26 protein-coding genes and 1 pseudogene are annotated in these 25,990 nt (G+C 70.0%); 14 read left to right on the plus strand and 13 right to left on the minus strand.

Annotated features, from left to right (window positions below):
- The first annotated feature begins 43 nt into the window (after positions 1-43).
- The 5 genes from nusG (at position 44) to AB4Z18_RS15390 (ending at position 5,177) form a co-directional block, all read left to right on the plus strand.
- A complete protein-coding gene (gene nusG / locus AB4Z18_RS15370) occupies positions 44-964 on the plus strand; it encodes a transcription termination/antitermination protein NusG (protein WP_441783608.1) in 921 nt (306 codons plus the stop codon).
- Between the two features lie 121 nt (positions 965-1,085).
- Positions 1,086-1,517 (plus strand): 50S ribosomal protein L11, encoded by a 432-nt coding sequence (gene rplK / locus AB4Z18_RS15375; RefSeq protein WP_285114089.1) that lies wholly within the window; start codon positions 1,086-1,088, stop codon positions 1,515-1,517.
- Between the two features lie 72 nt (positions 1,518-1,589).
- Positions 1,590-2,279: a 50S ribosomal protein L1 gene (rplA, locus tag AB4Z18_RS15380; RefSeq protein WP_441783609.1), complete on the plus strand. Its 690-nt coding sequence runs from the start codon at positions 1,590-1,592 to the stop codon at positions 2,277-2,279.
- A 239-nt stretch (positions 2,280-2,518) separates the two neighbouring features.
- Positions 2,519-4,513 carry a S53 family peptidase gene (locus tag AB4Z18_RS15385; RefSeq protein WP_441783610.1) on the plus strand — a complete coding sequence of 665 codons (1,995 nt, stop codon included), beginning with the start codon at positions 2,519-2,521 and terminating at the stop codon, positions 4,511-4,513.
- Between the two features lie 118 nt (positions 4,514-4,631).
- Positions 4,632-5,177 (plus strand): GNAT family N-acetyltransferase, encoded by a 546-nt coding sequence (locus tag AB4Z18_RS15390; RefSeq protein ID WP_441783611.1) that lies wholly within the window; start codon positions 4,632-4,634, stop codon positions 5,175-5,177.
- A gap of 12 nt (positions 5,178-5,189) precedes the next feature.
- Here the strand turns inward: AB4Z18_RS15390 and AB4Z18_RS15395 are convergent, their stop codons facing one another.
- Positions 5,190-6,158 carry an NADP-dependent oxidoreductase gene (locus AB4Z18_RS15395; RefSeq protein ID WP_441783612.1) on the minus strand — a complete coding sequence of 323 codons (969 nt, stop codon included), beginning with the start codon at positions 6,156-6,158 and terminating at the stop codon, positions 5,190-5,192.
- Positions 6,159-6,540: 382 nt separating this feature from the next.
- Between AB4Z18_RS15395 and AB4Z18_RS15400 the strand changes: the two are divergent.
- Positions 6,541-6,981: pseudogene (locus AB4Z18_RS15400) on the plus strand (DUF998 domain-containing protein); the annotation flags it as partial.
- A gap of 50 nt (positions 6,982-7,031) precedes the next feature.
- Here the strand turns inward: AB4Z18_RS15400 and AB4Z18_RS15405 are convergent.
- The 5 genes from AB4Z18_RS15405 to AB4Z18_RS15425 all read right to left on the minus strand — a co-directional run bounded on the left by AB4Z18_RS15405 (position 7,032) and on the right by AB4Z18_RS15425 (position 12,086).
- Complete coding sequence (locus AB4Z18_RS15405) at positions 7,032-7,886, minus strand: YqaJ viral recombinase family protein (RefSeq protein WP_441783613.1); 855 nt, start codon at positions 7,884-7,886, stop codon at positions 7,032-7,034.
- Positions 7,883-8,926 carry a Gfo/Idh/MocA family protein gene (locus tag AB4Z18_RS15410; protein WP_441783614.1) on the minus strand — a complete coding sequence of 348 codons (1,044 nt, stop codon included), beginning with the start codon at positions 8,924-8,926 and terminating at the stop codon, positions 7,883-7,885. Before AB4Z18_RS15410 ends, AB4Z18_RS15405 begins: the two co-directional genes overlap by 4 nt.
- 28 nt (positions 8,927-8,954) lie before the next feature.
- Complete coding sequence (locus AB4Z18_RS15415; protein ID WP_441783615.1) at positions 8,955-9,683, minus strand: ThuA domain-containing protein; 729 nt, start codon at positions 9,681-9,683, stop codon at positions 8,955-8,957.
- Positions 9,684-9,686: 3 nt separating this feature from the next.
- A complete protein-coding gene (locus tag AB4Z18_RS15420; RefSeq protein WP_441783616.1) occupies positions 9,687-10,829 on the minus strand; it encodes a Gfo/Idh/MocA family protein in 1,143 nt (380 codons plus the stop codon).
- Between the two features lie 66 nt (positions 10,830-10,895).
- Positions 10,896-12,086, minus strand: a complete 1,191-nt coding sequence (locus AB4Z18_RS15425) for an ROK family protein (protein ID WP_441783617.1) — start codon at positions 12,084-12,086, stop codon at positions 10,896-10,898.
- Positions 12,087-12,253: 167 nt separating this feature from the next.
- Here AB4Z18_RS15425 and AB4Z18_RS15430 point away from each other — a divergent pair, with 167 nt between their 5' ends.
- Genes AB4Z18_RS15430 through AB4Z18_RS15445 form a run of 4 tightly spaced genes read left to right on the plus strand, consistent with a single transcriptional unit; the run spans position 12,254 to position 16,253 of the window.
- The gene (locus AB4Z18_RS15430; RefSeq protein ID WP_441784015.1) at positions 12,254-12,976 is read left to right on the plus strand and encodes a sugar phosphate isomerase/epimerase family protein; all 723 of its coding nucleotides are present in this window, start codon (positions 12,254-12,256) and stop codon (positions 12,974-12,976) included.
- Complete coding sequence (locus tag AB4Z18_RS15435) at positions 12,973-14,070, plus strand: Gfo/Idh/MocA family protein (RefSeq protein WP_441783618.1); 1,098 nt, start codon at positions 12,973-12,975, stop codon at positions 14,068-14,070. The genes AB4Z18_RS15430 and AB4Z18_RS15435 overlap by 4 nt, the downstream gene beginning before the upstream one ends.
- Positions 14,071-14,082: 12 nt before the next feature.
- Positions 14,083-15,228 carry a Gfo/Idh/MocA family protein gene (locus tag AB4Z18_RS15440; RefSeq protein ID WP_441783619.1) on the plus strand — a complete coding sequence of 382 codons (1,146 nt, stop codon included), beginning with the start codon at positions 14,083-14,085 and terminating at the stop codon, positions 15,226-15,228.
- Entirely contained in the window at positions 15,225-16,253 is a 1,029-nt protein-coding gene (locus AB4Z18_RS15445; RefSeq protein ID WP_441783620.1) for a sugar phosphate isomerase/epimerase family protein, read from the plus strand. The genes AB4Z18_RS15440 and AB4Z18_RS15445 overlap by 4 nt, the downstream gene beginning before the upstream one ends.
- A gap of 16 nt (positions 16,254-16,269) precedes the next feature.
- Here AB4Z18_RS15445 and AB4Z18_RS15450 read toward each other — a convergent pair whose 3' ends face one another.
- Complete coding sequence (locus AB4Z18_RS15450) at positions 16,270-16,755, minus strand: VOC family protein (RefSeq protein WP_441783621.1); 486 nt, start codon at positions 16,753-16,755, stop codon at positions 16,270-16,272.
- 95 nt (positions 16,756-16,850) lie between these two features.
- On the opposite strand from AB4Z18_RS15450, the gene AB4Z18_RS15455 reads away from it, so the two are divergent.
- Complete coding sequence (locus AB4Z18_RS15455; protein WP_441783622.1) at positions 16,851-17,813, plus strand: helix-turn-helix transcriptional regulator; 963 nt, start codon at positions 16,851-16,853, stop codon at positions 17,811-17,813.
- On the opposite strand, the gene AB4Z18_RS15460 is transcribed toward AB4Z18_RS15455, so the two are convergent.
- The 4 genes from AB4Z18_RS15460 to AB4Z18_RS15475 all read right to left on the minus strand — a co-directional run bounded on the left by AB4Z18_RS15460 (position 17,783) and on the right by AB4Z18_RS15475 (position 20,770).
- Positions 17,783-18,457 carry a DedA family protein gene (locus AB4Z18_RS15460; protein ID WP_441783623.1) on the minus strand — a complete coding sequence of 225 codons (675 nt, stop codon included), beginning with the start codon at positions 18,455-18,457 and terminating at the stop codon, positions 17,783-17,785. The genes AB4Z18_RS15455 and AB4Z18_RS15460 overlap by 31 nt on opposite strands.
- A gap of 60 nt (positions 18,458-18,517) precedes the next feature.
- The gene (locus AB4Z18_RS15465) at positions 18,518-19,111 is read right to left on the minus strand and encodes a dihydrofolate reductase family protein (RefSeq protein WP_441783624.1); all 594 of its coding nucleotides are present in this window, start codon (positions 19,109-19,111) and stop codon (positions 18,518-18,520) included.
- Between the two features lie 79 nt (positions 19,112-19,190).
- Positions 19,191-20,168: an RNA polymerase subunit sigma-70 gene (locus tag AB4Z18_RS15470; protein ID WP_441783625.1), complete on the minus strand. Its 978-nt coding sequence runs from the start codon at positions 20,166-20,168 to the stop codon at positions 19,191-19,193.
- Positions 20,169-20,218: 50 nt separating this feature from the next.
- Entirely contained in the window at positions 20,219-20,770 is a 552-nt protein-coding gene (locus AB4Z18_RS15475) for an isochorismatase family protein (RefSeq protein ID WP_441783626.1), read from the minus strand.
- 71 nt (positions 20,771-20,841) lie between these two features.
- Here AB4Z18_RS15475 and AB4Z18_RS15480 point away from each other — a divergent pair, with 71 nt between their 5' ends.
- A complete protein-coding gene (locus AB4Z18_RS15480) occupies positions 20,842-21,438 on the plus strand; it encodes a pentapeptide repeat-containing protein (RefSeq protein ID WP_441783627.1) in 597 nt (198 codons plus the stop codon).
- Positions 21,439-21,460: 22 nt separating this feature from the next.
- Here the strand turns inward: AB4Z18_RS15480 and AB4Z18_RS15485 are convergent, their stop codons facing one another.
- Together AB4Z18_RS15485 and AB4Z18_RS15490 are read right to left on the minus strand one after the other, a co-directional pair.
- The gene (locus AB4Z18_RS15485) at positions 21,461-22,132 is read right to left on the minus strand and encodes an ABC transporter ATP-binding protein (protein WP_441783628.1); all 672 of its coding nucleotides are present in this window, start codon (positions 22,130-22,132) and stop codon (positions 21,461-21,463) included.
- Positions 22,133-22,160: 28 nt separating this feature from the next.
- Complete coding sequence (locus AB4Z18_RS15490; RefSeq protein WP_441783629.1) at positions 22,161-23,702, minus strand: ABC transporter permease; 1,542 nt, start codon at positions 23,700-23,702, stop codon at positions 22,161-22,163.
- Between the two features lie 115 nt (positions 23,703-23,817).
- Between AB4Z18_RS15490 and AB4Z18_RS15495 the strand changes: the two genes are divergently transcribed.
- Both AB4Z18_RS15495 and AB4Z18_RS15500 read left to right on the plus strand, forming a co-directional pair.
- Complete coding sequence (locus AB4Z18_RS15495; RefSeq protein ID WP_441783630.1) at positions 23,818-25,083, plus strand: NAD(P)/FAD-dependent oxidoreductase; 1,266 nt, start codon at positions 23,818-23,820, stop codon at positions 25,081-25,083.
- The gene (locus tag AB4Z18_RS15500) at positions 25,080-25,976 is read left to right on the plus strand and encodes an RNA polymerase sigma-70 factor (RefSeq protein WP_441783631.1); all 897 of its coding nucleotides are present in this window, start codon (positions 25,080-25,082) and stop codon (positions 25,974-25,976) included. Before AB4Z18_RS15495 ends, AB4Z18_RS15500 begins: the two co-directional genes overlap by 4 nt.
- Positions 25,977-25,990 lie beyond the last annotated feature (14 nt).

A 25,990-nucleotide genomic window follows, 5' to 3' on the forward strand; every position in this document is an offset into this window, starting at 1 on the left:
TCAGGCCGCACCGGCCTCCCCGACAAGAAATGGAATGAATTCAGTGTCTGAGACGAATCGCGACGACGTGGACTGGGCGCCCGCTGCTGAGCAGTCCTCCGAGGACGACGAGGCGCAGACCGGCAACGTCCTCGCCAGCGAGGACGAGGCGTCCGACTCCGCCGAGCACGAAGCGCTGCACGTCGTGGCCGACGACGGCACCGAGATCGATCTCGACGCAGTCCTCGACGCCATGGCGGAGGCCGTGGACCCCGAAGCCGACCGTGCGGTCGACGAGGCCCTCGAGGTCAACAGCGAAGACGAGGCCGTTGCGGCGCTCGAAGCCGTCGAGGACGAGGAAGAGGTCTCCACCGACCCGTACGAGGAGTTCCGCGCAGAACTGCGCGCCAAGCTCGGCAAGTGGTACGTCATCCACTCGTACGCGGGCTTCGAGCGCCGCGTGAAGTCCAACATCGAGAACCGCATGGTCTCGATGAACATGGAGGACTACATCTACGAGGTGCAGGTCCCCATGGAGGACGTGGTCGAGATCAAGAACGGCCAGCGCAAGATGGTCAACCGCGTGCGCATCCCCGGCTACGTCCTGGTTCGCATGGACCTCAACGAGGACAGCTGGTCGGTCGTCCGCCACACCCCGGGTGTCACCGGGTTCGTCGGCAACGCCCACAACCCGACCCCGCTGCGTTTCGAAGAGGCCTTCTCGATGCTGAAGAGCCTCGTGCAGGTCGAGGCAGCCCCCGCCAAGGGTGCCGCGAAGGGTCAGAAGACCACCGCGCGCGTCATCCCCGCCGAGGTCGACTTCGAGATCGGCGAGACCATCACCATCAAGGAGGGCTCGTTCGCGGGCCTCCCCGGCTCCATCAGCGAGATCAAGCCGGAGAGCGGCAAGCTCACCGTGCTCGTCTCCCTGTTCGAGCGCGAGACGCCGGTCGAGCTCAGCTTCGACCAGGTCACGAAGCTCTAGGGAACATCCAGAGCGTCCCCACTGTTTTCCCAAGAACACCGGGTCTCGGAAGGGCCGAGAAACCGGGAGAGCGACGAGGGCTGCCGCCTGAGCCGCTCGAACACACAAAGAAGGAAGAGACATGGCACCGAAGAAGAAGGTCACCGGTCTGATCAAACTTCAGATCAACGCCGGCGCCGCCAACCCGGCCCCGCCCATCGGCCCGGCCCTGGGTCAGCACGGCGTGAACATCATGGAGTTCTGCAAGGCGTACAACGCGGCGACCGAGTCGCAGCGCGGCAACGTCATCCCCGTCGAGATCACCGTCTACGAGGACCGTTCGTTCACGTTCGTCCTGAAGACGCCGCCGGCGGCCGAGCTGATCAAGAAGGCTGCAGGAGTCCCCAAGGGCTCCGGCGTCCCGCACACCAACAAGGTCGGAAAGCTGACCCAGGAGCAGGTGCGCCAGATCGCCGAGCAGAAGATGGTCGACCTCAACGCCAACGACATCGACGCGGCGTCGAAGATCATCGCAGGCACCGCCCGCTCGATGGGCATCACGGTCGAGGCGTAAGCCCGACCCCCTCAGGACATCTCGTGGAAGAGCCGGCCAGGCTCGCACCACATTCTCGTTAGGAGAAATCACATGGCACAGAAGTCAAAGGCCTACCGGGCCGCGGCCGAGAAGATCGAGGCCGGAAAGTTCTACACCCCCGAAGAGGCCGTCGCTCTGGCGAAGGAGACCGGTTCCGCCAAGTTCAACTCGACCGTCGAGGTCGCGCTGAAGCTGGGCGTGGACCCGCGCAAGGCGGACCAGATGGTCCGCGGTACCGTCATTCTTCCTCACGGTACGGGCAAGACCGCCCGCGTCATCGTGTTCGCGACCGGCCCGGCCGCTGAGGCGGCCATCGCCGCCGGCGCGGACGAGGTCGGCGGCGCCGAGCTGATCGAGAAGGTCGCCGGCGGGTACACCGACTTCGACTCGGCCGTCTCCACCCCGGAGCTCATGGGCCAGGTCGGTCGTCTGGGCAAGGTGCTCGGCCCGCGTGGTCTGATGCCGAACCCGAAGACCGGAACGGTCACCCCGGATGTGGCCAAGGCCGTCTCCGACATCAAGGGCGGAAAGATCGAGTTCCGCGTCGACAAGCACTCCAACGTGCACTTCGTCGTGGGCAAGGCGGGCTTCACCGCTGAGCAGCTGAACGACAACATCACGACCGCTCTCGAAGAGGTCGTGCGTCTGAAGCCGTCCGCTTCGAAGGGCCGTTACATCCAGAAGGGCGCCGTGTCGACCACGTTCGGCCCGGGCATCCCGCTGGACGTCAACGCCATCTGAGTTCGTTTCACGAACACTCCCGACGGGGTCGGGACCGCTTGCCGGTCCCGGCCCCGTCGGCGTTTTCCCCGGGCGGACGAGTCCTGCGGCCGGTGAGGATCGTTCACCTCTGCAAAGCATCGCAACAGAAGGTTCTACCCCCTCTTGTGGTGGTAGAACAGCGCGGTCTAGGGTCGCTTCTATCGCGCTCCGAGCGCGATGGCTCACAGTAGAGTCCGTCCGAGCTAAGGATGACATTCATGGCACATCGCACCACGGGATCCCTTCACAAGAGGGCCCTCGGAATCATCGCCACCACGTCTGCCGTGGTGGCTTTGTCATTGGCGGGTGCGTCGGCGGCGAACGCTGCCGACCGCGTGACCTACGCCGGCTCCGTCCCCTCGTGGGCGACCGCGGCGAACGACGCAGGCGCCGCCCCAGCCGACGAGACGGTCGAGGGCGAGATCTACCTGCCGCTGCGCGATCAGCGCGGCGCGGAGGCTCTCGCGAAAGCCGTCTCGAACCCGCTCGATCGCGGGTACCGCAAGGCCCTCACCCCGAAGCAGTGGATCAACCGGTTCTCGCCGTCGAAGGCCGACTCGGATGCGGTCGTCAGCTTCCTGAAGGCGGCCGGACTGACCATCTCCGCCGTTCCGGACAGTCGCCAGTACGTGGTGTTCCGCGGTACCCCTGATCAGCTCGGATCGATCTTCGGCACGTCGCTGCACTCGTTCAGCTACGCGGGCCGTCAGCTCGTCGCTCCGGCCTCCGCGCCGTCGCTGCCGACGTCGATCGGCGCCAAGGTGTCCGGTGTCAGCATCGAGCAGTCGCGCACCCTGACCCGCCCTGACTCGATCAAGCAGGGCGACCTCGGACCCTCGGGCACGCCGCAGCTCTCGCGCAAGGCGGCCGCCGCACCGGTGATCGACACGCCCTGCTCGCACTATGTCGGCGAGCACACGGTGACGGTGCCGCCTGCGTACAACGGCAACACGCAGTACAGCACCTACAACTGCGGTTACACGCCGCAGCAGCTCCGCAGCGCCTACGGTCTGACCGACCTTGGCAAGCGTGGCATCAACGGCTCCGGACAGACGGTCGCGATCATCGACGCGTACGCCAGCCCGACCATCGTCAAGGACGTCAACAGCTACTCGCAGCAGAACGGCGAGCCCGGCCTGACCAACTCCAGCTACCAGCAGCTCGTTCCGAGCCCGAGCGAGTTCGTCGACCAGGCACTGTGCCAGTACCCCAGTGGATGGCAGGGTGAGCAGACGCTCGACGTGGAGTCGGTGCACGGCATCGCTCCCGGGGCGCGCATCCTGTATGTCGGAGGCTTCAACTGCGGTGGCGGCCTCGACGTCGCGATGTCGAAGATCCTCGACAACAAGCTTGCCAACATCGTCAGCAACAGCTACGGCAACGTGGGTGAAGCGGTTCCGGCCGACGTGATCCAGGGCGAGGTGAACCTGCAGCTCCAGGCGGCAGGCGAGGGCATCGGCCTGTACTTCTCGAGCGGTGACAACGGTGACGAGGTCGCAAACCTCGGCTACCCGTCCCCGGACTTCCCGGCGTCCTCGCCGTGGGTGACCTCGGTCGGCGGCACGAGCACCGGGATCGACAAGAACGGCAAGATCGCGTGGGAGACCGGCTGGGGCGACCAGTTCGACCAGATCGTCAAGAACGCGGACGGCACGCTGAGCTACGCCCAGCCGCTGCCCGGAACCCGGTTCGTCGGCGGCGCCGGCGGCGGGGTGAGCGCCGTGTTCGCGCAGCCCGACTACCAGCGCGGGATCGTCCCTGCGGCCCTGGCGAACGGCAAGCGCGTCTCGCCGGACGTGGCGGCGCTGGCCGACCCGTACACCGGGTTCCTGATCGGCATCCGCCCGATCATTGACGACACGACGCTGGAGACCGGCGACTACATCAACGAGACCTACGGCGGCACGTCGCTGGCCTCGCCGATCGTCGCCGCGCAGATCGCGATCGTGCAGCAGGCGACCCACGCCACCATCGGGTTCGCGAACCCGACGCTGTACGGCGTGAAGCGCATCCTGCCGAACGCGTTCCGCGACGTGCTGCCGCAGAACCCGACGCAGGCGCTGGTGTACACCAGCAAGATCAGCGGCAACACCTACCTGGTGTCGATGGATCAGGACACCTCGCTGAAGACGGCGAAGGGATACGACGACGTCACCGGCCTCGGCGGTGTCTCGTTCGACCTGCTCAGCTGGGTGGCGCAGGGCCGGCACTAGCCGACTCCCGCTCTCCGCACCACGGACCGGCCGTCTCCCGATCGGAGGCGGCCGGTCCGCTGCGTGCAGCGCGGAGGGCTCGTCGCTGGCGGGTGGATGCGCTGGCTAGGCTGGGCTGGTGACCGTCACCATCCGCCCGGCCGCTGCCGGCGACGCCGCGGCCCTCGCGGCGGTCGCCGCCGCGACCTTCCCGCTCGCCTGCCCGCCGCACACCACGGAGGAGGCGAAGGCGGCGTTCATCGCCTCCGTGCTCTCCGAGCAGCGTTTCGTCGAGTACCTGGCCGACGCATCCCGTCGGCTACTGGTGGCCGAGGATTCGGACGGGTCCGCCATCGGCTACACCATGGTCAACCTGGGCGAGCCGGCCGATGACGATGTGCGCGCGTGCCTGCGCGCCCGGCCGACCGCCGAGCTGAGCAAGTGCTACGTGCTGCCCGGCCACCACGGCGAGGGTGTGGCGGGACGGCTCATGGCGGAGAGTCTGCGGGTCGGCGCGGAGGTCGGCGCCCAGGGGATGTGGCTGGGGGTCAACGAGGAGAACGGCCGCGCCCAGCGCTTCTACGGCAAGCATGGGTTCGAGCGGGTGGGCAGCAAGCGCTTTCTGGTCGGCGACCGGTACGAGGACGACTGGGTGATGGAGCGTGCGCTGACCCCGGCCGGGTAGCCGGTCAGTCGGTCAGCCCTCTGCGACCTTGAGCGCGATCTTGCCGCGGGTGTGGCCGCCCTCGATGGCACGATGCGCCTCGGCGATCTGCTCCAGGGCGAAGATCTGGTCGACGTGCACGCGCACGTTCCCCGCCTCGAGCAACCGCGCGATGACGGCGAGGGTGCTGCCGTCCGGCGCGACCTTGTAGTCCGTGCCCCGAACCCCCGCGGCTGCTGCGTCCTCCGCGAAGCCCGGCCAGCTGCCGGTCGGGACGTTCACGATGAGACCGCCGTGGCGGAGCACCGAGAGCGACCGCGTGCCGGTGTCGTCGTGCACGTTGCCGACCAGGTCGATGACCACGTCGGCGTCGTGCACCACGTCCTCGAAGCGCGTGGTCGTGTGGTCGATCACCTCCGATGCGCCCAGCGAGCGGAGCCAGGACGCCTTCGAGCCGGACGCCGTCGCGATGACGTGCGCGCCGAAGTACGACGCGAACTGCACGGCGAAGTGGCCGACGCCTCCGCTGCCCGCGTGGATGAGCATCCGCTGGCCTTCGTGCGCCTTCGCCACCTCGACGACCATGCCCCACGCGGTCAGAGCGGCGAGCGGTACGGCGGCGGCCTCGATGTGACTGAGCGTCGCGGGCTTCCGCACGACGCTGAGCGACGGCACCGAGACGTATTCGGCGTAGCTGCCGCCGAGCCGGGGGACCATCACCATCCCGAACACCTCGTCGCCCGGGCGGATGGGATGCGCGCTGAACGGCGACTCCACCACGACCCCGCTGAAGTCGTGGCCGAGCACTGCCGGCAGGGTGTGGATGGCGCCGAACACCCCGCGACCGGCCCGCGTCTTCGCGTCGATGGGATTGACACTGGAGGCGACCACTTTGACGAGGAACTCCGCGTTGACGCGGTCGGGGTACGCGGTCTCGCCGATGCGCAGCACCTCGGGCTCTCCGGGGGAGTCCAGCAGCGCGGCCCGCATGGTCTTCGGCATTCGTCGTCCCCTCGTCGGTGGCCTGCCTGCGGCGGCGGGGCCGACCTTCAGTCAAGCCTGCCGATGATTCACCGGTGTTACGGCCGGGTCACTGCATGTGAACAGTCTGTTTCGCATACCCCCAGGACGTTTCCCAGGGTTGCGTTGGGTAAGCTGCTTCGACCCGGGCCTGCCCGAGCCGAGGGTACGAACACGACGACGGGCGGACCCGAGGGAGCCACAGGTGCGACGACTGCTGCAGATCGCCCGCGAGCCCTTCGGCGTCCCGCTGCCGGCGCGCGGCTGGCAGCGTGCGGTGCCGGTCCTCCTGGCGCTGGGCACCGTGTGCGTGCTCGGCGGGCTCACCATCATCTGGGCAGCGCGGCTGACCGTCCCGTACCCGGTGTACGTCAGCGAACTCGGGGCCAGGGGCGCCGCGACGGCCGGCCCGTTCGCTCTCGCTCTGCTGCTGATCGCGGCGGGCGGGTTCTCGATCGCGCTGGCGAGCGGGCATGTGCGCTCGTCGGCGCCGGTCCTCCGCCGCTGGGCGCCGGCGATCACGCTCGGCTTCGCCGCACTGTGCTTCGTACTGGCGTCGCAGGTCACCTGCACCGCGTACTGCCCGGTCCCGATCGTCGACCCCAAGTCGACCATCCAGGATCTCGTCCACACCGTCTCGGCCGTCGTCGGGTTCGCCGCCGCGTGCCTCGCCATGCTGCAGGTCGGATTCAGCCGCGGGCTCCCGCGCCTGTCACGGCTCTCCCGGGTGAGCTGCGGCGCTGTCGCCGTCATCACCATCGTCGGAGGGCTGCTCGCGATCGTCCGTGTGGGGGCCGACGTCGGAGCATGGCTCGAGCTGATCGGGACGACCGTAGCCGTCGCCTGGATCGCGGTCTACGCCGTGGCGCTGACGCGCATCCCGGTGGGGATCGTGGATGCGGCCGGAGGGGACACGGGCGTCGCTGCAGCCGAGGCGGGCGCCGGTGTCGCGGCGGCGGGTACAGCCCCGGCAGGTGCTCCCGCCGAAGTGGCCTGACGCAACAGCTCGATCAGGTCGGCTGCCAGCGCGACCAGCTTGGCGATCTCCGCCTCGTCACGGTCCACCCAGCGGCACTCCGGCTCATCGCGGAGCGGGACGAAGCCGTCGTGCTGCTCCCAGACGAACAGGGTGCGCTCGGCGCCCAGCACGTACTGCTGCCACCAGATCTGGCGGAGGTACGGGCGGGGGATGCTGCGGAACGGCTTGTTGGTGGTCTTGATCTCGCACAGCTCGATCCGGCCGCCCGTGCGAGCGATCAGACCATCCGGTGTCGCGAGGTGGCGACGGTCGCGCTCGGCGTGGAACAGGTAGTCGGACGGCTCGATGCCGTGCGTCGCCGCGACCCAGGCGGCGATCTCCGGCTCGCGGGAGCGTCCGTGCTGGGTGTAGCTGTTGCCGCTGAAACCGGTGCCGTGCAGCTTGTCGTAAACGGCCGCACGAAGCGAGCGCGGGCTGGTGAGCTTCGCGACGTCGGTCGCGGTGATGCCCCGGCTGCGCGCCCGCAGCCAGCCGACCCGGTCGCTCGACCGCGCGACGACGCGGGCGAGGTGCCCGGTCTGGCCGGGGACCGCCGGAATCACGGGCACCGGGGCGGGTCGAGCGGGACTCAGATCCGCGAGCACGCCCGGCCGGTACAGATCGGCGTTGCGGTATGGAGCGGAGTCGAGCACCTCTCCATTGTGCCGCCTCCCGCCGACCATCGCCGTCACTCCACGCGCGTCGCCCCGAGTTGCCTGCGCGCCTCGTCGATGGTTGCGAGCGTGTCGACCGCCTCGGCCAGCGGATGCACCGGTGACTCGGTCCGGCCCTCGGCGACGTAGCGGGCGAGCGCTGCCGCCTCGTACGCCATCCCGTCGCGGTACGGCCGGCCGTAGGGGTCGCGCCAGTGCGCGGCGAGTGTGCCGTCGGCGCGGAATACGCGCAGGCCGCTCGGTCCCCAGAACGGGCTGTCGGTCTCGATGCGGCCCTCGCTGCCGCAGATCGTCGCGAGGGAGGGTGTGCCCGCGCGCAGGGTCGTGCTGAGGAGCGCGTGTGCGCCGCTCGCCGATGAGAGCACGAGCGCCGCCTGGTCGTCCACGCCGGTCGGCGCGAGCGTGCCGCTGGCGATGATGCCCGCCGGGGCGCCGATCGCGAACGACGCCCACGACACGGTGTACACACCGAGGTCGAGGAGGGCGCCGCCCGCGAGCTCCGGGTTCCACAGGCGGCTCGACGGGTCGTAGGCGGCGCGGCCGCCGAAGTCGGCCGTGACCACCCGGACCTCGCCCAGCGCATCCCGTTCGAGCAGTTGCCGGGCGATGTCGGTCTGCGGCAGGTAGCGCGTCCACATGGCCTCCATCGCGAAGACCCCGGCCCCTCGGGCCGCTGCCACGATCTGCCGCGCCTGGGCGGCGGTCACGGCCATCGGCTTCTCGATGAGGACGTTCTTGCCGGCGGCGATCGCGAGCAGCGCGTGCTCGAGGTGCTCGCTGTGCGGCGTCGCGACGTACACGACGTCGACCTCGGGATCGGCGACGAGGGCCTCGTACGAACCGTGCGACCGCTCCACGCCATGAGCGGCGGCGAAGGCGGCTGCGCGCTCGGCGGACCGCGAGCCGGCGGCGACGACCCGCTGGCGCGAGTGCCGGTGCAGCGCATCGGTGAAGTCGGCGGCGATCCCGCCGGGGCCGAGCACGCCCCAGCGAAGAGGCGGGGCGTCGGCGGGGTCGGGATGCCGCGGCTCGGGAAGCGAGGTCAGTGCGTCGGTCATGCGGTCGGTCTCCTCGGGTCGTGCGGGCTCAGACGGGCTGCGGGTTGGAGACTTCGGGTGCCCGCCGCGCGCCCGCGACGGGAGCGGCCCACTTCACGCCGTTGGCCAGCACGCGCCGCACCTGCGGGTGGAAGTAGACCGGGTACTCCTGGTCGCCCGGGCTGAAGTAGAAGATCTTCCCGCGGCCGCGCGTGAAGGTCACGCCCGACCGGAAGACCTCCCCGCCGGTGAACGAGCTGATGAAGACCAGGTCGTCCGGGGCGGGGATGTCGAAGAACTCCCCGTACATCTCCTGCGCGTCGATCACGATGGGCTGCTCGACGCCCTCCGCGATGGGATGCGTCGGGTTCACGTTCCAGACGAGCTCCCGCTCGCCGCCCTCGGGGTTGCGCCAGCGCAGCGAGCACGTCGTGCCGAGCATCCGGATGAAGATCTTCGAGAAGTGTCCGGAATGGAGGACGATCAGTCCCATCCCGCTGAGGACGTGTCGGCGGACGCGCTCGACCACGTCGTCCGACACCCGGTCGTGGGCGATGTGGCCCCACCACAGCAGCACGTCGGTCTGCTCCAGCACCTGCTCGCTGAGTCCGTGCTCCGGGTCGTCGAGGGTGGCGGTGCGGACGGCGACCTCGTCGCCGAGCAGCTCGCTCAGCCCCTCGGCGATGGCGCCGTGGATGCCGTGCGGGTAGATCGCGGCGATCTCGGGCTGGGTCGCCTCGTGGACGCCCTCGTTCCAGACGGTGACGTTCAGTGCCATGGGTCATGCTCCTTTCGTGGCGGTGGCCGGCTCGTTGGCGGCGTCGGTCGCGGCGGACAGCCGGACCTCCGCGCCGATCCGGGCCGATTCGTAGGCCGCGTCGATGACGCGCGCCCGATCGAGGGCGAGGGATCCGTCCCAATTCGACCAGGCCGCCGGGTCGGCGACGTGCTCGAGGAACGTCTCCACCACGGCGAGGTGGCCGCGTCCGGGGTCGGCCGTGACCGTGATGTCCTCGCTCTGCTCCCCGTCGCCGGTGAAGATGGTCAGTTCGCCCGAGGGTGCGTAGTCGACGACGCGGAGGTCCGCTCCGCCCTCGGTGCCGTAGAGCGTGATCCCGAACTCGTCGCCCGCGGGCCGGTATGCCGCCCAGCTGGTCTCGATGACGATCGAGCCGCCGCCCTCCAGGCGCAGCAGGAGGCTCGCCAGGTCTTCGACCTCGTACTCGGATCCGACGTGCTGCTTGTCGGAGACGGCCCCACCGCGCCCGCGCACTCCGAGCTCCGAGTGGGTGACCGCCGAGACGGCCTCCACGCGCGGTTCGCCGAACAGGTGCAGGGCGTAGTCGAGCACGTGGACGCCGATGTCGATCAGCGGGCCGCCGCCGGCCATCTCGCGGTTGGTGAACCAGCTTCCGAGCGCGGGGATGCCGGCGCGGCGCAGCCAGACGGCGCGCGCGTGGTACGGCCGGCCGATCTGGCCGTCGTCGATCGCCGCCTTCAGGGCCTCGATGTCTCCGCGGCGGCGGTGGTTGAAGGCGACTTCGAGGACGCGGCCGGCGCGGTGGGCCGCATCCACCATCGTCTGCGCCTCGGCCGCCGTGCGTGCGATCGGCTTCTCACTGAGCACGTGGATGCCGGCGTCGAGTGCTCCGACGGCGATGGGGGCGTGCAGGAAGGTGGGGACGGCGACGCTGACGATGTCGAGGTCGCCCTCGGCGACGAGGTCCTTCCAGTCGCGGTGCAGGCGGGTGAGCCCGTACGTCTTACCGAGTTCGGCGCGCGGGCCGTCCTCCATCCCGGCGATGGCAACGAGCTCGACGCCGGGGAGGGCGTCGTACGCCGCCATGTGCTGCTGGCCGGCCCAGCCGAGGCCGATCACTCCGGCCCGGAGGGGACGGGCGGGGGATTCGCTGGTCGTGCTCACGGCATTCCTTTCAGGTGGATTCGAATCGATTCGATGGTGGATGTGGGGGAGGGGAACCGCCGACGGTCAGCGGAACAGCGACCGCGGGGTGCCCGCCTCCGGATCGAGGGCGCGCTGCACGACCATGATGGCCGCACCGATCACGCCGCCCGTCTCGCCGGAGCGCGACTGGGTGATGGTGAGATGCTGCGTCGCCAGGGGAGTGGACCGCTGGTAGACGACCTCGCGCATCCCGGCGAGCAGTTGTTCGCCGACGCGGGAGAGGCTGCCGCCGACGACGATCATCGACGGATTCAGGAGGTTGACGCAGGTGGCGACCACCGCACCGAGGTCGCGGCCGGCCTGCCGGATCGCGTTCTGGACGGCCGGATTGCCGGTCAGCGCGAGGGCCACGACGTCGTCGCTCGTCTCCGCCGGAAGCCCCGCCTGCGCGAGGGCTCGGGCGATGGCCGGTCCGCTCACCAGCGATTCGAGGTCCGCATCCTGCTCGCCATGGCTCGGGGTGTCGCTGCCGAACGGCACCCGCACATGGCCGAGGTCTCCGGCCGAACCGAGGGCGCCGCGCTGCAGCCGGCCGCCGCTGATGATGCCGGCGCCGACTCCGGTGGCGACCTTGACGAACAGCAGGTCCGTCTCATCCGGCCACATCAAAGCCTGCTCGCCGAGGGCCAGCAGGTTCACATCGTTGTCGACGAGCACGGGGACATCGAACACCCGGCGGATGTACGCCGGAATGTCGAAGCGATCCCAGCCGGGCATGATCGGCGGGTTCACGGGCAGGCCCGTGGAGTGCTCCACCGGTCCCGGCACGCCGACGCCGACACCGATGAGCTCCTCCGGCTGCCTGCCGCTGGCGATGTAGAGCTCAGACGCGGTCTCGATTGCCCAGTCGAGCACGGGCTGCGGGCCGTCGGCGATTCGCAGGCGGCGGGAGGCGCTCGCGGTGATGTTGCCTGCGAGATCGGCGAGGGCCACGACGCCGTGGGTGGCGCCGAGGTCGATCGCGACGATCACGCGCGACTCCGGACTGAAGCGGATGCGGGAGGGCGGCCGGCCCCCGGAGGAAACGTCGTCGCCAGCGGGGGCGACGAGGCCTGCGGCGGTCAGCGTGTCGATCCGGGAGGCGATCGTCGAGCGTGCCATCCCGGTCAACTCGGCCAGCTGCGCGCGCGTTCGCGGGATGCCGTCGCGCAGGATCGCCAGCAGCTCCGCGGCGTCTGCGGCGACGAGCACCGAGTCTCGCGCGCTGTCGGTCATAGAGGGTATTGAACCACAGTGCCGTCGGGACGCTCAAAGTTCTTTTCCGAACGTGCGACTTTTGATTGACTTCCGGCAGAAGTGCCGTTTGAATGGAGACACGCCCTTCGGCGGCTCCCAATTCCCAGAACTCGACGAGGAGAACAGTGTCGACGTCAAAAGTCTCCGTGCAGCTGTACACGGTCCGCGAACTCCTGACCGAAGACACGGTCGGCACGCTCAAGCGCATCGCAGAGATCGGGTTCACCCAGGTCGAGCCCTTCGCGTTCCTTTCTTTCGGTGACGCGCTTCGTCAGGGCCTCGCCGAGGCGGGCCTCGCTGCGCCCACGACCCACCAGGGCTTCATCGGCGGCGACCTCGACGAGGTCTTCGGCGCCGCGAAGGAGCTGGGCATCCAGACGGTGATCGACCCGTTCGTGGCGCCGGACCGCTGGCAGACGGCGGATGATGTGGCCCAGATCGCCGAGCAGCTCAACGCGGCCGCCGAGGTCGCCGCCCGTCACGGCGTGCGTGTCGGGTACCACAACCACGCGCACGAGATCGAGAGCACCATCGAGGGTGCGACCGCGCTCGAGTTCTTCGCCGGCAAGCTGGCCCCGGAGGTCGTGCTCGAGGTGGACACCTACTGGGTGGCGGTCGGTGGCGCCGACCCGGTCCAGTTCCTTCCGAAGCTCGGCGACCGGGTGGTCGCCCTCCACATCAAGGACGGCCCCGGTACCACCGAGACCAAGGATCAGGTGGCGGTCGGGCAGGGCTCGCTCCCTATCGAGCAGATCATCGCCGCCGCGCCCGACGCGCTGCGCGTCATCGAGCTCGACGACTCGCGCGGCGACCGCTTCGAGGCCGTCGCCGACAGCTTCGCCTTCCTCACCTCCAAGGGCCTCGCATGAGCGGCGGGCCGGTCGGAGTCGGCGTCATCGGCGCCGGTGTCATCAGCAACGAATATCTCAAGAACCTCACCGCGTTCCCCGATCTCGACGTCCGCTTCGTCGCCGACATCGACCTGGAGCGCGCGAAGGCCCAGGCCGAGAAGTTTGGCGTGGCCGGTTCCGGCACGGTCGAGGAGCTCCTGGCGGACGACGGTATCGAGATCGTCGTCAATCTGACCCTCCCGAAGGTGCACGTCGAGGTGGCGCTGCGGGCGCTCGAGGCGGGCAAGAACGTCTGGAGCGAGAAGCCCTTCTCGCTCGACCGCGCCAGCGGCCGTGCGCTGCTCGATGCCGCACATGCCAAGGGCCTGCGGGTGGCCACGGCGCCCGACACGTTCCTCGGCTCGGGCATCCAGTCGGCCCGGCGCCTTATCGAGAATGGTGACATCGGAGCGCCGCTGACCGCGCTGACGCTGCTGCAGAGCCCCGGCCCCGAGTCGTGGCATCCCAACCCCGACTTCCTCTTCCAGGAGGGAGCCGGCCCGCTGTTCGACATCGGACCGTACTACCTGACGGCGCTCGTGCAGATCTTCGGGCCGGTCGCCCGGGTCAGCGCAACCGCCTCCCGCGCCCGCGAGACCCGCGTGATCGGCTCCGGTCCGCGTGCGGGCGAGGAGTTCGCTGTGACGGTGCCGACGCACGTGAGCGCGCTCTTCGAGTTCGAGAGCGGTCAGACGGCGCAGTCGGTGTTCAGTTTCGACTCGAAGCTCGGCCGGACGCAGTTCGAGGTCGCGGGCCTTGACGGAACCCTGGTGGTGCCCGACCCGAACACCTTCGAGGGGGAACTTCTGGTGCATGGCGCCGACGGCATCGAGACGCTGCCCTCGACCGGCACCACCGATACGCGCGGCATCGGCGTGGTGGAGTTGGCGCGCGCGATTCGTGCCGGTGTACCGGAGCGCGCCTCCGGCGAGCAGGCATACCACGTGCTCGACGTCATGGTGTCGACGATCGAGGCGGGGGAGTCGCGGACTCCGGTCGAGGTCGAGAGCACCGTAGAGGTCGCCCCAGCGCTTCCTGAAGACTGGAACCCGCGCGCGGCGACGCTCGCGTAACGGGCGGGCGACATGACAGACGGAAACGCGGCGGCCACCAGCGGCGGACTCACGCGCCGCGAAGGAAGCTCGGCGGGGGCACGCCTCCGGGTCGCCATCGTCGGCGGCGGATTCATGGCGGAGGTGCACTCGCGTGCGGCCCGCGCGGCGCGTGCGGAGCTGGCGGGGATCGTCTCGTCGAGTCCTGAGCGCTCACAGGCTGCCGCCGAACGGCTGGGAATCGGCCGCGCCTACGGCTCGCTCGACGACCTCCTCGCCGACGACACGGTCGATGTGGTGCACGTCACCACGCCGAACGCCCTCCATGCCGACCAGGCGTCAGCCGTCCTGGCCGCAGGCAAAGACGTCATCTGTGAGAAGCCGCTAGCGACCACCGTGGCCGACGCCGAGCGGCTCGTCGCCGACGCGGAAGGCCGCACGGCGACGGTCCCGTTCGTGTACCGGTTCCATCCGATGGTGCGCGAGGCGCGCGCGCGTTTCGCCTCCGGGCAAGCCGGTCGGGTGCTGAGCATCAACGCGTCGTACCTGCAGGACTGGCTGCTCGGCACGGACGACGACAACTGGCGGGTCGACTCGGCGCAGGGCGGCCGGTCGCGTGCGTTCGCCGACATCGGTTCGCACTTGGTCGATCTCGTCGAGTTCGTCAGCGGCGACCGCGTGAGCCGGGTGTCCGCCACGAAGCGCACGGTCTTCGCCGAGCGGGCGTCGCACGCCGGCATCACCACGGAAGACGCGGTCGCGGTGGTCATCGAGACGCGCTCCGGCGCCCTCGGTACGCTGCTGGTCTCGCAGGTGGCACCGGGTCGCAAGAACCGGTTGTGGCTCGAGATCGCGGGCAGCTCCGAAAGCGTGGCCTTCGATCAGGAGCAGCCCGAGACGCTTTGGGTGGGCCGCCGTAAGGGCAGCCTCCTGATCCCTCGGGATGCCGACCAGCTGAGCGACGACGCCGCGCGTCTCTGCGTCGTCCCCTCGGGCCACGCGCAGGGCTACCAGGACGCTTTCAACGCGTTCGTCGCGGACAGCTATGCGGCGGTCGCGGGCGAGAGCCCCGAGGGGCTGCCGCGCTTCACGGATGGCCTGCGCGCCGTCCGGATCACCGACGCCGTGATCGACTCGGCCGAGTCGGGCACCTGGATCGAGATGGGAACCAACGAATGACGGACGCCGAGTCGGGTCGCACGCACCCGGTCACCCTGTTCACCGGCCAGTGGGCTGACCTCACGCTGGAGGAGGTGGCTAAGTACGCGAGCGACTGGGGGTACGACGGTCTCGAGATCGCGTGCTCCGGCGAGCACCTCGACGTCTGGCGCGCAGCCGAGGACGACGCGTACCTGCAGGGCCGCCTCGATATCCTCGACAAGTACGGGCTCAAGGTCTGGGCGATCTCCAACCACCTCAAGGGGCAGGCCGTCTGCGATGACCCGATCGACTTCCGTCATCAGGCGATCGTCGGCTCCAAGGTGTGGGGCGACGGCGATCCCGAAGGCGTCCGTCAGCGTGCCGCAGAAGAGCTCAAGCTGACCGCGAAGGTGGCCCGGAAGCTCGGGGTCGACACCGTGGTGGGCTTCACCGGCTCCAGCATCTGGCCGTACGTCGCCCAGTTCCCGCCCGTCCCCGCCGAGGTGTTCGACCGCGGCTACCAGGACTTCGCCGACCGCTGGAACCCCATCCTCGACGTGTTCGACGGCGAGGGCGTCCGCTTCGCGCACGAGGTGCATCCGTCCGAGATCGCGTACGACTACTGGACGAGCGTGCGCACCCTCGAGGCGATCGACCACCGGGAGGCCTTCGGCTTCAACTGGGACCCGTCGCACATGATGTGGCAGGACATCGACCCGGTCGGGTTCATCGTCGACTTCCAGGACCGCATCTACCACGTCGACTGCAAGGACACGCGCCTGCGCCCCAAGAACGGGCGTGCCGGCGTGCTCGGGTCGCACCTGCCCTGGGGCGACCCGCGCCGCGGCTGGGACTTCGTCTCCACCGGACACGGGGACGTGCCCTGGGAGGACGCGTTCCGCGCGCTCGAGTCCATCGGCTACACCGGCCCGATTTCGATCGAGTGGGAGGACGCGGGCATGGATCGCCTGCACGGCGCCAAGGAGGCGGTCGGCTACATCCGTTCGCTGCTCTGGAAGCAGCCCACCGCATCCTTCGACGCCGCTTTCAGCAACCAGGGCTGACGGCGGCTCCCGGCGGTCACGCCACGTCGAGAATCCAGGTGACGCCGAAGCGGTCCGTCAGCATCCCGAACCCCGCCGACCAGGCGGATGCCGCCAGCGGCTCGATGATGGTGGCGCCGACGGTGAGCCGCTCCCAGTAGCGGGATACCTCGTCGAGGGACGTGCCGCGCACGCTGACGAAGAACGGCTGCTCGGTGATCGTGACGCCGTTCTCCCGTCGCGTGGGCCCGCTCTGATGCGCCTGCGTGTCAGCGGCTGGCCGGCCGTCGGCCTCGGTCGGGGCCGCGGGCACGGGCACGTCGTATGCCATCAGGCGGAACCCGTCCGCTGACGACGCCTGGCCGAACACGACATTCCGTGCATCGGGCAGTTCGGCGGGCATCCCGAAGTCCTCATAGGTGGCCGCAGTCGCCTCTCCGTCGAACACCGACGCGTAGAAGTCGAGCGCCTCCCGCGCCTCGCCGCCGCGGAAGTTCAGGTGGGTCGTGGTCGTGATGGTCATCGTGATCCTTTCTCGTCGCCGGGTCCATCCCGGCACAGTCAGGGTCACAGGAGAAGAGGACGGTTTCGGTCCTCTACCTGCGGCAGACTTCTTCCATGTCCGGAACCTCGTCGCGCATGCTCTCGATGCTGTCGCTGCTGCAGGCGCGCCGGGAGTGGGCCGGCTCGGCGCTCGCCGACCGGCTCGGGATCAGTACCCGAACGGTGCGGCGCGACGTCGACCGGCTACGGGAGCTGGGCTACCGGATCGACGCGATCAAGGGTCCCGCGGGAGGCTATCGGCTCGCCGCCGGGTCCGAACTTCCGCCCTTGCTGTTCGACGAGGAGCAAGCGGTCGCCGTGTCGATAGCGCTGCAGAATGCCGGCGCCTCCGGGGCGGGGATCGACGAGGCGGCCGCCCGGGCGCTGGCCACCGTGCGGCAGGTCATGCCGTCACGCCTGCGTCAGCGCGTGGACGGCATCCGGTTCGAGCGAGCGGATGCGGGCGCACGAGTGGATGCGGCGGTGCTCGAGGCGGTCAGCGACGCGGTCACCAGGCGCTTGGTGCTGCGCTTCGGCTACGGAGACGTCGACGGTCCGCCACGTCGCGCCGAACCTCACGGTCTGGTTGCGCGGGACGCCCGCTGGTACCTCGTCGCCTGGGACCTCGACCGCGCCGACTGGCGGGTGTTCCGCCTCGATCGGCTCGTCCCGCGCACTCCGGCCGGACCGAGGTTCGCGCCCCGAGCCATCCCCAGTGGGGACGCCGTCGGCTTCGTCGCGGCCCGCTTCAAGGGCTCGGCCGAGGAGGACCGCTGGCCGTGCGTCGGCGAGGTCGTCATCCAGCTCTCCGCCCGAGAGGTGCGGCCCTGGATCGAGGACGGCGACGTCACCGACCTAGGGGATGGCCGCAGCCGCCTCGTCGTCGGCTCCTGGTCGTGGATGGGCGTGCTCGCGTCGCTCACCCGCTTCGACGCGCCGTTCGAGGTCGTCGGTCCGCAGCCGCTTGCCGAGGCGGCGGCCGTGCTCGCCGAACGACTGCGGTCGGCTCAGTCGGCGTCGCCGCCGGCGCCGTCGTGACGATCAGCCCCGTCGCCGGCGTCGACGACACCCGCCCGTGACCGGCGGTCGAGCACCCAGGCGCGGATCCCGGCGACGATCGACGCCACGATGACGACGCCGGCGACGATGTAGGCCAGGGGCCGCACGTTCGGGTTCACCGCCGCGAAGTAGCCGATCACGGTGATCAGCACGCCCCAGCTGAGCGCGCCCACGATGTTCGCCGTGAGGAACCTCCAGTACCGCATGGCACTGATCCCGGCGATCGGCGGGATGAACACCCGACCCCAGGGGATGTACCGGCTGATCACCACGGACCACCAGCCGAACAGCTCGTAGAACCGCTCGGCTCGCCGAACGCCCGCCTGCACCCACCGGCCGCCGCGCCTCGTCAGGTACGGACGCCCCAGGCGTCGCCCGAGCCAGAAGCCGACCTGGTCGCCGAGCACGGCCGCGACGCCGACCCCGATGGCGAGCACCCAGATGGAGAGCTCCGGATTGGTCCCGGTCAGGATGCCCGCACCGAACAGCAGGGAGTCGCCGGTGATGAACGGGATGAAGACGCCGACGAAGAGCCCGGTCCCGGCGAACACCAGGCCCCAGACCGCCACGTAGAAGAACAAGGGGCCGACATCGCCGAGGAAGTTCGCGAGGTCGTGGGCCATGCTCCGAGCGTATCGGGCGACCCCGTGCGTGAGCCGGTCGCTGCCCTCAAGAGGGCAGCCTCACGCGGGGACGTAGCGGTTGAGGACGTTGCGGGAGTCCGGAAGCACTCGGCTGTCGAGAGGCGAGAGCCGGACGGGACGAATGAACGCCGGCTCGCCCTCCCCGATGGCATCCGGTCCCACCACGAGGTCCAGGCGGTCGACGAGGCCGTCGGCGAGGAGCCCATTCCAGAGCACATGACTGGCGAACACCACGATGTCGCCGCCGCTGCCGGCTTTCTCCGCCTCAAGCGTGCGACGAAGGTCGCCGCCGCGCACCACCTGCGTCGTCCCGTGCCAGGGGTTCTCAGCCGGAACCTCGTAGCCGTCACTCACGACGAGCTTCGGCATCTCGCGGTAGCGGCGGCTGAACTCCCGATTCACCTCGCTGAGCGCAGGGTTGGCCGGGTCCTCGGGCGCATCGGCGACGAGCGGCCAGAACGAGCTGAACAGTTCGAACGAGGCCCGGCCGAGCAGGATGGTGCCCGCGCCGCGCATCAGCTCGAGGTTGTGCGCGTCGAACGCCGCATCGAGGTTCAGTACGAGCGGGTTGCCCCCGGGGCCGGCGGCGAATCCGTCGAGGGTGACGGCAGTGGAGACGATGAGTGAGCGCATGTGCTGTCCTTTCGGTGGGAGCCTTTTCGGTGTCGGCGGAGCTGCCTTCACCTGATGAGAGACGCCCGGCGGCGGAAACTCATCGGTCCGCGGACACATCCTCGGAAACGAGGATCGCCGGATCGAGGAACGAGGCGATCCACACGATCCGGCCACCGTGCACGCTGAGCACCATGAGCGCTCCCGGTCGCCAGCCGTCCGCCATCCGCTGATCGGCCAGGAGAGCCGGGAGGCCGTTCACCGTCACGCGGCGGCGCACCCTCCACGGTGTCACCAGCGAGCGGTGTGCGAAGAAGGCGCCGACATCGCGGGCCCCGTCGAACCACGCCAGAAGTGGCGGCATCGTGAATCGCACGTCCTTGGCGAGCAATGAGACGATCCCCTCGACGTCGGCCGCCTCGAAGGCGGCGACGAACTGCTCCACGATGCGGTCCTGGTCGGGCCCGGCAGCGGCATCCGACTCGATCTCGGCCCGAACGGCCAGAGTCGCCCTGGCCCGCTGCAGGGCACTGGTCACCGACGCGACGCTGGTCTCCAACGCAGCGGCGGTGTCGGCCGCCGAGAAGTCGAGCACATCTCGGAGGATCAGCACGGCCCGCTGGTTGGGCGGCAGGCGCTGGAGGGCGGCGAGGAACGCGAGCGACACGGTCTCCCGTCGGGCGGCGAGATCGGCCGGGTCGTCCGATCGGCCGATCCACGGCTCCAGCCAGGAGGTGGACGAGTCCGGCTCGCCGAGGTCGCCCAGTGGGTCGCGCGCCGGGGAGACATCCCAGGAGAGCATCCGGGGCGGTCGCCGCTCGGCCGCCCGAAGGCTGGCGCGCGTGGCGATGCTATACAGCCAGGCGCGGAGGGAGCTACGGCCCTCGAAGCCGGCGAGACCGCGCCACGCGGCGAGCAGGGCATCCTGAACCGCGTCCTCCGCCTCGCTCCGGGACCCGAGGATGCGGTAGCAGTGCAACTCGAGCTCCCGGCGATGAGGGGTCACGAGCTGGGCGAAGGCACGATCGTCGCCCGACCGGGCGCGGTCGAGGAGAGCGGTGGCGTCGGTGGTGGGCATCGGGACGCATCCTCCCGGCCGGTGCGCCGCCGCGCAAGAGGGGTCTCGCTTCAGCGGAAGGCGACGTCGGCGGCGTCGACGACCTCGGCGACCCGGCCCGGTGCGCGCTGATTCGACCAGTACAGGTTGGTGTGGGCGATGACGAGGTCGGGCGTGGGCGCGCCCCACTCGCTGAGGTCCTCGGTCGTGTGCGCATCGCCGACGAGGCTGACGTCGTAGCCGCGGACCAGCCCGCCGTGGATGGTCGAGCGGATGCATTCATCCGTCTGGGAGCCCGTCACGACGATCCGGCCGACACCCGCGTCTGCGAGCACCGCCTCCAGCGACGTGTCTTCGAAGGCGTCGGCGTAGCGCTTCGGGACAAGCGCCTCGGTGTCGGCGCGCTGCAGCTCGTCGACGTACTCCCAGTCGGCGCTGCCCTCGACGATGTTCTCGTCGGAGTGCTGGATCCACACCACGGGCACGCCATCGGCGCGAGCTCGATCGACGAGCGAGCCGATCGTCGCGACCACCTCATCCCGTCGGTGTGCGCCGCCGATCACGCCGTTCTGCACGTCGATCACGAGCAGCGCGGTCTCCGTCCGCCCATCCAGTGTCGTCATCGCCACCCTCCCCGCGTGCGATGCTACCCGCGCCGGCTGCACCAGGGACAGGGCCGGGCTAGGCTCGGCGGGTGACGAGCGCAGACGACGCCATCAAGGGCGAGGACTGGTACGGACGCGAGCTCGACCGCGTCGAATACACCGGGGTCGTGTTCGACGACGTCGACATGACGGAGCTTCAGAGCTCCGGCGCGACCTTCACCGAGTGCGTCTTCCGGCGCGTGCGGTTCAACGTGAGCGAGCACACGGAGTCGGCGTTCGTGAACTGCCGGTTCGAGACGTGCAACTTCTTCGACGCGACGTTCCGGCGCTGCAAGCTGACCGGCAGCACCTTCCACGGGTGCGAGTTCGCTCTGCTGAAAGTGGAAGGCGGCAACTGGTCGTTCACCGGGTTCGGCCGGGCCGAGCTTCGCGGTGCGCGGTTCGAGGGCGTGCGCTTCCGGGAGGCCGACCTGTCAGGCGCCCGGTGCCAGGAGGCGCGGTTCGAGGGATGCGACCTGAGCGCCGCCACCCTGACCGCGGCCGACTTCAGTGCCGCAAGCATCGTGGGGAGCGACCTGACCGGCGTCGACCCGACCGAGGTGGTCCTGCGGGGAACGGTGATCGACGAGCGTCAGGCCGTCGTGCTGGCCGAGGCGCTCGGGATGGTCGTCGTGCCTACGCCCTGACCGCTGCAGGCCGGCCTGACACCTACGCCACGTCCTGCACCCGGCCGTGCTTGATGTGCAGCCGGCGCTGGGCGCGCTTCGCGACCGCGGTGTCGTGCGTGACGATGATCACCGTGAGGCCGCGGTCGCGCCACAGCCCCTCCAATAGGTCCATGATCTCGTCGCGGGTCTCTTCGTCCAGGTTGCCGGTGGGCTCGTCGGCGAGCAGCACCTCCGGATCCTTCACCAGAGCCCGGGCGATCGCGACGCGCTGCTGCTGGCCGCCGGACAGCTCCGACGGGAGGTGGTTGCCGCGGTCGGCGAGCCCGACGGAGGCGAGGGCTTCGGCCGCACGCCGCTTGCGATCGGCGGCACTCACGCCGAGGGGGGCGAGCGCCGTCTCGACGTTCTCCTGAGCCGTGAGCGTCGGGATGAGGTTGAAGCCCTGGAAGACGAAGCCGATCTCCTTCGCGCGGATCTTCGCCAGCTTCCCGTCGCGCTGTTGCGAGAGACTGTCCGCCCCGAGCTGCACCGAACCCGAGGTCGGGCGGTCGAGCGCCCCGAGCATCTGGAGCAGGGTCGACTTGCCGCCGCCGGTGGGGCCCTGGATGGCGACCAGCTGGCCGTCCGGGATCTCCAGGCTGACATCGTCGAGGGCGACCACCTGGCGCTTGGACTGGGTGTACTTCTTGGTGACATCGGCGAGGGTGTACACGGTGACTCCTTAAGGTTTGTGAAGCGGTTCAGGCGACGGAGCGCAGGGCTGCCGCGGGGCGGAGGCGGGCGGCGCGCCACCCGCCGATGGCGCCGGCGAGCAGTCCGCCGAGGACGGCGAGGGCGACCGCGCCGACGATGATCCAGAGGGTCACCGGCGCATGCAGTGCGATGTTCGCCGACGTGGTGGCGGCCTCCCGGGCCGCTCCGAAGGCCCCGCCGCCGAAACCGCCGCCGGTCCCCGTTCCGGTCGCGCCGCCGGTCCCGCCGGCCGTGCCGGTGCCTGCCCGACCGGCAGCATCGGCGAAGCCACGTCCGATGCTGCCGGTCAGGGTGGGCGAGATCAGGTTCACGACGAACACTCCGAGGAGGCCGATCACGACGCCGATCACGCCGCCGATGACACCCTGCACGACCGACTCGCCGGCGACCTGCCCCACGATGCGGCGGTTGGACCAGCCGATCGCCTTCAGGGTGCCGAACTCGCGGGTGCGTCGGGTGACGCCGGAGATGGTGAAGAGGATGGCGATGAGGAACGCGGCGGCGAGCACGATCACCGAGAGCCAGGTCCCGAGGTTCGCGATGAGCTCACCCGCGCTGCCGAGCGAGCCGGACACGGTGGAGGCGAGGTCCGCCTGCGTGCTCACCGTGGCGCCGGAGACCGTCTTCGTGAGGTCGGTCTTGAGCTGGGCGATGTCGCCGGAGGAGGCGGCCTTCACGTAGACCGACGAGATCTTGCCGGTCTGCCCGGAGAGCTTCTGCGCCACATCCAGCGGGATGTACGCGTTGGCCGCCGTGGTGGCGTCCGAGCCTGTCGCTGTGACGATGCCGATCACCGAGAAGTCCGTGCCGCCGATGGTGATCGTGTCGCCGACCGCCTTGCTCGCGGTCTTGGCGTAGCTGGCGTCCAGCACCACGACGTCCTTGCCCGCGTCTGCTGCGGTGAAGCTCCGGCCGCCCGTCAGGGTCACCGAGGCGAGAGGACCGACCGACTTTCCGCCCGGCTCCAGCCCGAGCACGGAGAACGAGTCCACGGTGAACGAGCTGCCGCCCGCCCCGTCGGAACCGCCGGTCGGCGGCGCGGTCGGCTGTGCCGCCTGGCCGCTCTCGCGCTCCTGTCGCAGCTGCTGGAAGTTCGGCAGCGTCCCGCTGAAGCTGGTGTTGGTGAGGGAGAGCACCGAGGCGGCAGCGGCCACCTTGTCGACCTTCTGCACGGTTGCAAGGGTGGATGCGTCCATCACGGTCGCGCCTCGGGTCGGCTCCAGGCGCGACGTGTTCACCTGCCGGGCGGTGCCCGTGTCGGTGCCGGCCTGGGCGCCGAAGTCGAAGCGCGGACCGCCGCCGGCTCCCTGCTGCGTCGTGGCGTTCTGGGTGGTGGCCGGCTGACTGACCGTGATGTCGGTGCCGACGCCGTAGACGGATTGCAGGACGCTCTCCTGGGCTTGGCGCACGCCCGCGGAGACGGCGTTCACGATGATGACGAGGGCGATCGCGAGCGCCATGCCGATCGCGATGATGATCGTCTGCTTGCGGCGGTTGAGCAGCTCGCGCCGCAGGTAGGTCCCGAACATTGGCTTCCAAACTGTGCTGTCGGATGAACTTCTTGCGGGAGGTTAAGGACCACCGTTTTCGGGGCGCTGTGGCGAACCTATGCATGCGCCGTGTACCGATCCCGCAAGGCTCGGGATGTCACAGGATCCGGTCGGCCGGTGTCTGAAGGTCGAGCACATCGAGCGGAAGGACAGTCCTATGGAGCACACGGCGCACGTCGTCGTCATCGGCGGAGGCTATGCGGGCGTGGCCGCGGCCAACCGGCTCACGGGTCAGGACGGCGTGAGCGTCACCCTGGTGAACCCGCGGCCGATCTTCGTGGAGCGCATCCGGCTTCATCAGCTGGTCGCGGGATCGGATGACGCGACTCTCGAGTTCGAGAAGGTGTTGGCCCCGGAGGTCCGCCTCGTCGTCGACACCGCCGACCGCATCGACGCACCCGAGCGGCGGGTCACCCTGTCGTCAGGTGAGACGCTCGGCTACGACTACCTGGTCTACGCGGCCGGCAGCAGGCGCGCCGCTCCCGACGTGCCGGGCGCTGCGGAGCACGCGCTACCCGTCGCGGAGTTCGGTGAGGCCGAGCGGCTGCGGGATGCGCTCGCCGCGGCCGGGCCGGCGGCACCCGTCACGGTCGTCGGCGGTGGCCCGCTGGGCATCGAAGTGGCCGCCGAGCTCGCCGAGCAGGGGCGGGATGTGACCCTCCTGTGCGGCGGTCCGCTCGGGCCCTCGCTGCATTCGCGCGGACGCCGTTCCGTCGCCCGTTCTCTGGCATCCCTCGGCGCGACGGTGCTCGACGGCCCGGGATCGCGCGTCGTGTCGGTGCGGCGGGATGCGGTCGAGCTCGCCGACGGCAGCACGCGCCCCAGCGCCGTCACGATCTGGGCCGCCGGCTTCGGCGTCCCCGCGCTCGCCCGCCGCAGCGGGCTGAGCACGGACGCCCTGGGCCGTCTGCTGACCGACGAGACGCTCACCAGTGTGGACGACGACCGCATCGTCGCCGCCGGCGACTCGGCGGCACCCTCGGGCCGTCCGCTGCGGATGAGCTGCCAGGCGGCCGGGCCGCTCGGGGGCCACTCGGCCGACACGGTGCTCCGGCGGATCGCCGGGGAACGGCCGGCGCCGTTCGTGATGGGCTTCGTCGGCCTCTGCATCAGCCTCGGCCGGAAGCACGGTGTCTTCCAGTTCGAGCACCGGGACGACCGCGCGACGCGGGTGCACATCGGCGGCAGAGCCGGTGCTGCGGTGAAGCAGCTGGTGTGCTGGGGGACGATCGAGCAGCTCTCCCTGGAGGCGCGGCACCCGGGGTCGACGCGACTCCCCGCGGCCTTCGGCGATCCGCAGCGACGCCGTATGCTCGCTACCAGCAGCGCAGTGTCGAGCGGGGGAGCGGGGCGGTCATGAGCGCGAAGAAGCCGGATGCGGCGACCGCGGCCTTCGTCGCCCACCGCAATCTCCTCTTCACAGTCGCCTACGAGATCTTGGGTTCGGCCGCGGACGCGGAGGACGTGCTCCAGGAGACGTGGCTGCGCTGGGTGAAGGTGGACCAGGCCGACGTGCGGGAACCGAGGGCGTACCTCGTCCGCATCGCGACGCGCCTCGCGCTCAACCGGCTGCGCAGCGCGCAGCGGCGGCGGGAGTCGTACGTCGGACCGTGGCTTCCGGAGCCTCTGCTCACGACGCCCGACGTGGCGGACGATGTGGAGCTCGCTGAGAGCGTGTCCCTGGCGTTGATGGTGGTGCTGGAGACGCTCGGTCCGACGGAGCGGGCCGTCTTCGTGCTGCGCGACATCTTCGGCTTCGAGTTCGACGAGATCTCAGCGACGCTCGATAAGACGCCGGCGGCCGTGCGCCAGATCGCCCATCGGGCTCGCGCGCACGTCGAGGCGCGGCGTCCGCGCGTGGCCGTGACCGCAGCCGAGGCGCGTGCCGCCCTCGACGGGTTCCGCGTGGCGGTGGAGACCGGTGACCCCCAGGCGATCCTCGACGTGCTGGCACCGGACGTCGTGCTGATGAGCGACGGCGGGGGAGTCAAACAGGCGGCACTGCGCCCGATCGTCGGCGCCGACAAGGTGGCGCGGTTCATCGTCGGAGGCATGCGCAAGGCCGGAGCCGTGGTGACCGCCGAGGCCACCGTCGTGAACGGCAACCCGGCGCTGGCGCTCAGCGTCGGGGGCGAGCTCGACGGTGTTCTCACCGCGCGCATCCAGGACGGTCGCATCACCGGCCTGTACTTCGTCCGCAACCCGGAAAAGCTCACCCGCCTCACCGAAGAGGTCACGCTGGCGCTGCGCTGAGGCGCTCAGACAGT

Source organism: Leifsonia sp. 2TAF2 (genome assembly GCF_052115085.1).
Lineage (GTDB): Bacteria > Actinomycetota > Actinomycetes > Actinomycetales > Microbacteriaceae > Leifsonia.

Bases quoted from the DNA above. Each gene is read 5' to 3' on its own strand.
- rplA (WP_441783609.1), top strand. From the start codon at position 1,590: ATGGCACAGAAGTCAAAGGCCTACCGGGCCGCGGCCGAGAAGATCGAG.
- AB4Z18_RS15415 (WP_441783615.1), bottom strand. From the start codon at position 9,683: ATGGCACTGAACGTCACCGTCTGGAACGAGGGCGTCCACGAGGCGACC.
- AB4Z18_RS15385 (WP_441783610.1), top strand. From the start codon at position 2,519: ATGGCACATCGCACCACGGGATCCCTTCACAAGAGGGCCCTCGGAATC.
- AB4Z18_RS15475 (WP_441783626.1), bottom strand. From the start codon at position 20,770: ATGACGACACTGGATGGGCGGACGGAGACCGCGCTGCTCGTGATCGAC.
- AB4Z18_RS15435 (WP_441783618.1), top strand. From the start codon at position 12,973: ATGAGCGGCGGGCCGGTCGGAGTCGGCGTCATCGGCGCCGGTGTCATC.
- AB4Z18_RS15495 (WP_441783630.1), top strand. From the start codon at position 23,818: ATGTCACAGGATCCGGTCGGCCGGTGTCTGAAGGTCGAGCACATCGAG.
- rplK (WP_285114089.1), top strand. From the start codon at position 1,086: ATGGCACCGAAGAAGAAGGTCACCGGTCTGATCAAACTTCAGATCAAC.
- AB4Z18_RS15440 (WP_441783619.1), top strand. From the start codon at position 14,083: ATGACAGACGGAAACGCGGCGGCCACCAGCGGCGGACTCACGCGCCGC.
- AB4Z18_RS15470 (WP_441783625.1), bottom strand. From the start codon at position 20,168: ATGCCCACCACCGACGCCACCGCTCTCCTCGACCGCGCCCGGTCGGGC.
- AB4Z18_RS15500 (WP_441783631.1), top strand. From the start codon at position 25,080: ATGAGCGCGAAGAAGCCGGATGCGGCGACCGCGGCCTTCGTCGCCCAC.
- AB4Z18_RS15450 (WP_441783621.1), bottom strand. From the start codon at position 16,755: ATGACCATCACGACCACGACCCACCTGAACTTCCGCGGCGGCGAGGCG.
- AB4Z18_RS15395 (WP_441783612.1), bottom strand. From the start codon at position 6,158: ATGCCGAAGACCATGCGGGCCGCGCTGCTGGACTCCCCCGGAGAGCCC.
- AB4Z18_RS15425 (WP_441783617.1), bottom strand. From the start codon at position 12,086: ATGACCGACAGCGCGCGAGACTCGGTGCTCGTCGCCGCAGACGCCGCG.
- AB4Z18_RS15410 (WP_441783614.1), bottom strand. From the start codon at position 8,926: ATGACCGACGCACTGACCTCGCTTCCCGAGCCGCGGCATCCCGACCCC.
- AB4Z18_RS15465 (WP_441783624.1), bottom strand. From the start codon at position 19,111: ATGCGCTCACTCATCGTCTCCACTGCCGTCACCCTCGACGGATTCGCC.
- AB4Z18_RS15455 (WP_441783622.1), top strand. From the start codon at position 16,851: ATGTCCGGAACCTCGTCGCGCATGCTCTCGATGCTGTCGCTGCTGCAG.
- AB4Z18_RS15490 (WP_441783629.1), bottom strand. From the start codon at position 23,702: ATGTTCGGGACCTACCTGCGGCGCGAGCTGCTCAACCGCCGCAAGCAG.
- AB4Z18_RS15460 (WP_441783623.1), bottom strand. From the start codon at position 18,457: ATGGCCCACGACCTCGCGAACTTCCTCGGCGATGTCGGCCCCTTGTTC.
- AB4Z18_RS15445 (WP_441783620.1), top strand. From the start codon at position 15,225: ATGACGGACGCCGAGTCGGGTCGCACGCACCCGGTCACCCTGTTCACC.